This is a genomic window from Lacimonas salitolerans (assembly GCF_042677865.1).
In the GTDB taxonomy this organism is placed as follows: Bacteria; Pseudomonadota; Alphaproteobacteria; order Rhodobacterales; family Rhodobacteraceae; genus Lutimaribacter; species Lutimaribacter salitolerans.
On the sequence record NZ_JBHUDD010000052.1, the window covers coordinates 115,820 to 122,311 of the forward strand.

10 protein-coding genes are annotated in these 6,492 nt (G+C 63.6%); 3 read left to right on the forward strand and 7 right to left on the reverse strand.

The window, feature by feature from the left end; all coding sequences use genetic code 11:
* Positions 1-79 precede the first annotated feature (79 nt).
* On the forward strand, positions 80-535 hold the full coding sequence (locus ACFTOW_RS09230; RefSeq protein WP_379914890.1) for a GNAT family N-acetyltransferase: 456 nt from the start codon (positions 80-82) through the stop codon (positions 533-535).
* Here ACFTOW_RS09230 and ACFTOW_RS09235 read toward each other — a convergent pair.
* Positions 532-939 carry a hypothetical protein gene (locus ACFTOW_RS09235; protein WP_379914893.1) on the reverse strand — a complete coding sequence of 136 codons (408 nt, stop codon included), beginning with the start codon at positions 937-939 and terminating at the stop codon, positions 532-534. The genes ACFTOW_RS09230 and ACFTOW_RS09235 overlap by 4 nt on opposite strands.
* A gap of 116 nt (positions 940-1,055) precedes the next feature.
* Here ACFTOW_RS09235 and ACFTOW_RS09240 point away from each other — a divergent pair, with 116 nt between their 5' ends.
* Positions 1,056-2,270 (forward strand): TsoY family (seleno)protein, encoded by a 1,215-nt coding sequence (locus ACFTOW_RS09240; protein ID WP_379914895.1) that lies wholly within the window; start codon positions 1,056-1,058, stop codon positions 2,268-2,270.
* 123 nt (positions 2,271-2,393) lie between these two features.
* Positions 2,394-3,161: a FadR/GntR family transcriptional regulator gene (locus ACFTOW_RS09245; protein WP_379914897.1), complete on the forward strand. Its 768-nt coding sequence runs from the start codon at positions 2,394-2,396 to the stop codon at positions 3,159-3,161.
* 60 nt (positions 3,162-3,221) lie between these two features.
* Here the strand turns inward: ACFTOW_RS09245 and ACFTOW_RS09250 are convergent, their stop codons facing one another.
* The 6 genes from ACFTOW_RS09250 to ACFTOW_RS09275 all read right to left on the reverse strand — a co-directional run.
* Positions 3,222-3,779, reverse strand: coding sequence for a F0F1 ATP synthase subunit B (locus ACFTOW_RS09250; RefSeq protein ID WP_379914899.1), 558 nt, complete (start codon positions 3,777-3,779; stop codon positions 3,222-3,224).
* 5 nt (positions 3,780-3,784) lie between these two features.
* The gene (locus tag ACFTOW_RS09255) at positions 3,785-4,303 is read right to left on the reverse strand and encodes a F0F1 ATP synthase subunit B' (protein WP_379914900.1); all 519 of its coding nucleotides are present in this window, start codon (positions 4,301-4,303) and stop codon (positions 3,785-3,787) included.
* 94 nt (positions 4,304-4,397) lie between these two features.
* On the reverse strand, positions 4,398-4,622 hold the full coding sequence (locus ACFTOW_RS09260) for a F0F1 ATP synthase subunit C (protein ID WP_303466943.1): 225 nt from the start codon (positions 4,620-4,622) through the stop codon (positions 4,398-4,400).
* Between the two features lie 127 nt (positions 4,623-4,749).
* Positions 4,750-5,499: a F0F1 ATP synthase subunit A gene (locus tag ACFTOW_RS09265; RefSeq protein WP_379914903.1), complete on the reverse strand. Its 750-nt coding sequence runs from the start codon at positions 5,497-5,499 to the stop codon at positions 4,750-4,752.
* Positions 5,500-5,501: 2 nt separating this feature from the next.
* On the reverse strand, positions 5,502-5,834 hold the full coding sequence (locus ACFTOW_RS09270; protein ID WP_379914905.1) for an AtpZ/AtpI family protein: 333 nt from the start codon (positions 5,832-5,834) through the stop codon (positions 5,502-5,504).
* A 414-nt stretch (positions 5,835-6,248) separates the two neighbouring features.
* The coding region (locus ACFTOW_RS09275; protein WP_465261606.1) for a hypothetical protein at positions 6,249-6,492 on the reverse strand (244 nt) is incomplete at its 5' end.

The following is a 6,492-nucleotide window of genomic DNA, read 5'->3' on the forward strand; positions in this document are numbered from 1 at the left end:
CCTGGTTTTCCACAAGATATTGCGGATATCCGCGCATCTGCGCGCTTGACCGCCCCCGCGCGGCGGGGCACCTTTGCGCATGGTCCAGATCACAACCGCCAATCCCACCGACCCCGAACCGCGCGCCCTGCTGCGCGCCAGCGCCGCGTTGATGGAGGATCTGTTCCCCGCCAAGGACAACCACTATCTGACGCCCGAGGAACTGGCCCGGGACCACGTCCATTTCTTTGCCGCCCATGACGACAATGGCGCCCTGCTGGGCACCATCGCGCTGGCGGTGCATGACGACTGGGCCGAGGTCAAGGCGCTGTTCGTCGATGCCGAGGCGCGCGGTCAGGGCGTGGCGCAGGCCCTGCTGGATCATGTCGAGGCCATCGCGCGCGACAAGGGCCTGATCTGGCTGCGGCTGGAAACCGGCGAGACGCTGTATGCCGCGATCAAGCTTTACCGCAAGGCGGGCTTTGCCAATCGTGGCCCGTTCGGGGAGTATGGCGACAGCGAAACAAGCGTATTCATGGAAAAGCACCTGATCTAGACCGGGTCGCAGACGATCTCCTCGATCCTTGCGCCATCCGCGCCATCCGCAGGCCGGGTGAAAACTGCGCAGCTATAGCTTGGTGGCACGGGTGGTGGCGCATCAACCTTGCCACAGTTCAGCGACGCCCGGATCATCGCCTGATCCCCACCAAGGCGGCGCACGGTGCAGCCGCTGACCTGCTCGATGGCCAGCGTGGCGCGTGGCCCGATCGGTCCCATGCGCGGCGCGTAGTCGGAATTGATGCGCAGCGCCTCGGCCTGACCGTCCTGCACCCGCACGTCGAACACCGATGGCCCCACCTTGACCCGCACCGGATCGATCCCGCGAAACCCCGGGCTGGGGGTGTTGCAGGCGGCCAGCATCAGGACAACAAGGCAAAGCGCGTATCGCATGACCAGCATCAAACCCCACCAGAGTTAACGGGCGGTTAACACCCCTGCGACATTTGCGCATATTATATTCCGTTTATGGAATGTTATTTATATTCCTGTATTGGAATATAAATGGGAGTCGCACCATGACCCACACAGCAAAACGCCCGGCGGACAGCTACTCGCCGCTCTACTTTCTCGCCTCGCTTGGTGCGGGCGGGCTGGAGGTGACCTTCTTCATGTACCTGATGTTCTGGGTGCCGCACCCAGACCGCCCCGTCCCCACCTTTGAAGACATCGCCGCCGCCTTCGCCACCGGCGGTCTGCCGATGCAGGCAGCCATCGTGGTGGCTGCTCTGGGCATCGCGGCCCTGACCATCCTGAACGTCAAGTCGCTGATCTGGAATTTCACCGCGCTGGCCGCATTCCGCAAGACCGAGCGTTACACCGCGCTGCGCGCCTCGAACGCCGAAACAACGCTGCTGGCCGCCCCGCTGGCCAGCGCCATGACGATCAACGCGATGTTCATCGTCGGGCTGGTGTTCGTGCCGGGGCTGTGGGGCGTGATCGAATACTTGTTCCCGCTGGCATTGGTGGCATTTCTGGCGCTTGGCATCTGGGCGCTGCGCACCATCGGTGATTTTCTGGGCCGGGTGCTGTCGCAGGGCGGCGTGTTCGACGTGACCGCGCATAACAGCTTTGCGCAGCTTCTGCCCGCATTCGCACTGGCCATGATCGCCGTCGGCCTGTCCGCCCCCGCCGCCATGAGTGAAAGCACGCTGACCGTCGGCATCGCCCTGGTCCTGTCGTCGTTCTTCGGCATCGCGGCCATGCTCTATACCGTGATCGCCGCAATCACCGCGTTCTCGTCTATGCTGCAACACGGCACCGCGCGCGAATCCGGCCCGACCCTGATGGTGATCGTGCCGATCATGACCGTGCTGGGCATCATGGCGCTCCGGCAGGATCACGGGCTGCACACCGCCTTTGACGCGCAAGGCACCGATGGCGAAACGATGGTGTTTCTGGCCCGGCTGCTGACCGTGCAGATCCTGTTTGTGCTGCTGGGGCTGACCGTGCTGCTGCGTCAGGGCTATTTCACCGATTTCGTCTTCGGCACCCAGACATCGCCCGGCTCCTACGCGCTGGTCTGCCCCGGAGTGGCCCTCTCGGTGATGCTGCACTTCTTTGTCAACAAGGGGCTGGTCGCCGCCGGTGTGATCGCCGAGTTCGGACCGGCCTACTGGGGGCTGACCGCCATTGCGCTGGCCTTGCAGGTCGCCATGATCGCGCTGGTGCTGCGTCTGAACCGGCAGCATTTCGGCAAGACCTCGCAGGCAGCGGCGGTGCCTGCAGAGTAACCAGCCATCCGTTGGCGGAAACCTGGGGATGCCCGGTGCAATCCGGGCATCCCCTGCGCCATGCTCCCTTGTCGCGCTGCCCGCGTGGTCATATCTTATGACCAATTCCAAGGATACGCGCGCATGCCCTTTCAACCCGTCCAGCCCGAGAAGCTGTCGACCGCCGTCACCCGGCAGATCGAAAAGCTGATCCTGCGCGGCATCCTGCGCCCGGGCGAGCGCCTGCCATCCGAGCGCGAACTCTCGGACCGTCTGGGCGTATCCCGCCCCAGCCTGCGCGAGGCGATCGCCGAATTGCAGCAAAAGGGCCTGCTGGCCACCCGCGCGGGGGCCGGCATCTATGTGGCCGATGTTCTGGGCAGTGCCTTTTCCGACGCGCTGATCCGGCTTTTCGCCGATCACGAAGAGGCGGTGTTCGACTATGTCGCCTTTCGTCGCGATATGGAGGGGCTGGCCGCCGCTCGCGCCGCGCGGCTGGCATCCGACACCGACCTGGCCGTGATCCAGACCATATTCGACAAGATGCAGGCCGCGCATCTGAAACGCGATCCGGCCGACGAGGCGCGGCTGGACGCCGATTTTCACCTCTCGATCATCGAGGCCAGCAACAACGTCATCATGCTGCACATGATGCGGTCGATGTATCAACTGCTGCAACAGGGCGTGTTCTACAACCGGCAGACCATGTTCCGCCAGCGCACGACGCGCGACACGCTGCTCGACCAGCACCGCGCCATCAACGACGCGCTGCAAGACCGCGATCCCGACGCGGCCCGCGCCGCGGTCGAGGCGCATCTGAGCTATGTGGAACGGTCGCTTCAGGACCAGCACCGCGCCGACCGGGCCGAGCAGATCGCCCGCCTGCGCCTGCAACACGAACAGGCGCGCTGAAACGCGAAACGCCCGCGCGACGGATCGCACGGGCGTTGTTGTTTCCGAAATCCCGACAGGTCAGTGCAGCTTGGCATCCACCGTGTCGATGGACTGATCGATCAGCTTGTTGCCATCGGCGGCGGTCATCTGCTTGGCGATCACCTCGCGCGCCGCAGCGACGGCGACCCTGACGGCGCTGTCGCGCACCTCGCGGATGGCCTTGGTTTCGGCCATGGCGATCTGTTCTTCGGCACCGGCGACGCGGCGGGCGATGGATTTCTCCAGATCGGCCTTGGCCTGCTCGGCGGCCAGCTTGGCGTCTTCCTTGGCAGTGGCGACAATGCGGTCTGCCTGCGCCTGCACTTCCCTTTGCTGACGCTCATAGGATGCCAGCAGGGTCTGGGCCTCTTCGCGCAGGGCACGGGCTTCGTCCAGATCGCTCTGGATATCGATGGCGCGCTTGTCCAGCATGCCGAACAACAGCGTCGGCACCTTGAAATAGACCAGCACCGCGATGAACAGCAAGAAGCCCAGCGTCACGATGAAGTCGGTGTTGGCCAGCGAAAAGAACGGGCCCTCGGCGGCAAGGGCCGGGCCGGCGGCGGTCAGGGCGATGATCGTTGCAATCGTGCGCATGTCTCTTACCCCTTCATCCGGTCGGCCACGGCGGCATCGATGGTCGCGGTGTCGGCCGTGGCACCAAAGGCACCCACGATCTCGGCCGCTGTGGCGCGGGCCACTTCCTGCACGTTGTCCATCGCATTGGCGCGTATCTCGGCAATGGCCTTTTCACCCTCGGCGGTCTTGGCCGCGATCTCGGCATCCGCCTTGGCGATCGCAACATCCAGCTCCGCCTGCATCTCGGCCTTGGTCTCGGCGATGATGCGGTTGGCCTCGGTGCGGGCATCGGCCAGCGCCTTTTCATAGGCTTTCTCGGCCTCGACCGCCTTGGCCTTCAGGTCCTCGGCGGCGGAAATATCATTCGTGATGGTCCCCTGACGCTCGGCCAGAACCGCGGCGATGCGCGGCAACGCGATGCGTGACAGGACGAAGTAGATCACGACCAGCGTGACCAAAAGCCAGAAGATCTGGTTACCCCAATACTCGGGGTTCAGCTGCGGCATGCCGGGTGTCTGGGCAGCCTGCGGTGTGGTCTCCATGTCGTCCTCCTTGGGGCACTTTCCGGTTACACCGGGCGGATCGCGGCACCTTGGCCCCGAACCGCCCGACCGTAAGGATCAGCTTCCGTCAGATTTAGACAGCGAACATCAGCAGCAGGGCGATCAGGAACGAGAAGATGCCCAGAGCTTCTGCAAAGGCGATGCCGATGAACAGGGTCGCTGTCTGCGACGCGGCGGCCGAGGGGTTGCGCAGGGCGCCGGCCAGATAGTTGGCAGCCACGTTGCCGACACCCAGGGCAGCGATGCCCGTGCCGAGACCTGCAATGCCTGCGCCGATATGTGCGAGTTGACCTTCCATGGGGGTATCTCCTTACGATTGGAAGTTGGAATTCAGAGGGTTGCTTCGATCTGTAGGGTGGGTGCAACCCACCCTTGGGTCGTTGGTGTTGGACGGGCCGACGGCCCACCGTTCCTCGATGTCGGGATCAGTGTGACGGGTGCAGCGCATCCTTCAGGTAGACGCATGTCAGGATGGTGAACACATAGGCCTGGATGAAGGACACCAGCACCTCGAGCCCGTACATCGCCGTGATCGCGACCACGGACAAGGGGCTGACAAGTGCGATGGCCGCAAAGCCCGCGAAAACCTTGATCACCGCGTGGCCGGCCATGACGTTGCCTGCAAGACGAATGGAGTGGCTGACCGGGCGCACGAAATACGAGATCACCTCGATCACCGCCAATACCGGCCGCAGCGCCAGCGGCGCCGAGCTGACCCAGAACAGGCCAAGGAACTTGGTGCCGTTCTTGACGAACCCCACCACCGTCACCGTCACGAACACCAGCAGCGCCAGCACCACGGTCACCGCGAAATGCGACGTGGTGGTGAACGACATCGGTATCAGACCAAGGAAGTTGGCAAAGACGATGAACATGAACAGCGTCATGATGTAGGGGAAGAACACGACCGCGTCCTTGCCGGCCACATCCTCGACCATCTTGTAGATGAACCCATAGGCCAGTTCGGCGATCGACTGGCTGCGCGACGGGATCACCGCGCGGCGCGTGGTGCCCATCACCATCATCAGAACGACTGCCAGGGCCGCAAAGGCCATCCAAAGCGTCACGTTGGTGACGGTGAACAGCCCGACAGGCCCGTCGCCGAACAGCGGCTTGACGATGAACTGCGCCATCGGGTCGAATTTCAAACCACCGCTTTCCGCTTCGCCTGCCATGATCAGCCCTCTTTGTCGTCCCAGGCCGTATCGGCCGATGTATCCCCGGTCTGGATTTCGCGCGCCGTGCGGATCATCACGTTGATCCCGGCGGCAAGCCCCAGAAATGTAAACAGCACCATCAAGATCGGCAGTGTGCCGAACAGGCTGTCCAGCCCGAATCCGATGCCGAAACCGATCCCCAGACCGGCCACAAGTTCGATCACCATCCGCCACGCCAGGTTGGCCTGCGAATAATGCTCCTCCATATGCGGTTTGGGCGTGTTGGCCGACTTGGCCGCTTCGATCTTCGCTTCAAGCTCGGCCAACCGGCGCCGCTTTTCGGGATCGTCCAAACCCAGAACCTCCATATGGATGGCTTGCCGCTTTGCTACGGTGCAGCACGGCCCGAGTCAAGCGCGCGAAACATCGCAACGCCTGAGCATCAAGCCATTGATTTTATGATATTTTCGCAAGTCCCTGCGATTGCGTGACTGCCGCAATGGCCCTGCGTTTGCGCCAACACAGGGGCCGGGCCATATTCAACCAAACGGTTGACGATACCCGATCCACGCCGCGATGCGACACCATTTGGTGTGACACCGGCTGTCCCGGTCATCTCCCCTCGCCCCCCTGCCATGCAAAGGCGAAGGACGGCTCGCACCTGCAACGACAACTCGGAACACGCCGGGCAGATGTGCTGATCACGCCGCAACGCGACCATCCAGGCCTGCGGATGGCCGCGTTGCGCATACAAGAATGGTGCGGTGTCAGGTGCCGCCGGTCGTGCCGGTTGACGTCGTTCCGCCACCGGACAGCGCGCCGATCAGCGCAGCAGCCCCCAGCGCGCCAAGCCCTGCCTGCGCGCCGGCCCCAAGACCCGGACCTGCCGTGGTGGCCCCGGTGCCCGATGTCGCACTGGCGAACCTGCATCCCTCGATCAGCACCTCGACCCGGCGATTGGTGCCGCGCGACAAACAGGCTGAGAATCCAGCGTCAATCAGGATGAGAACG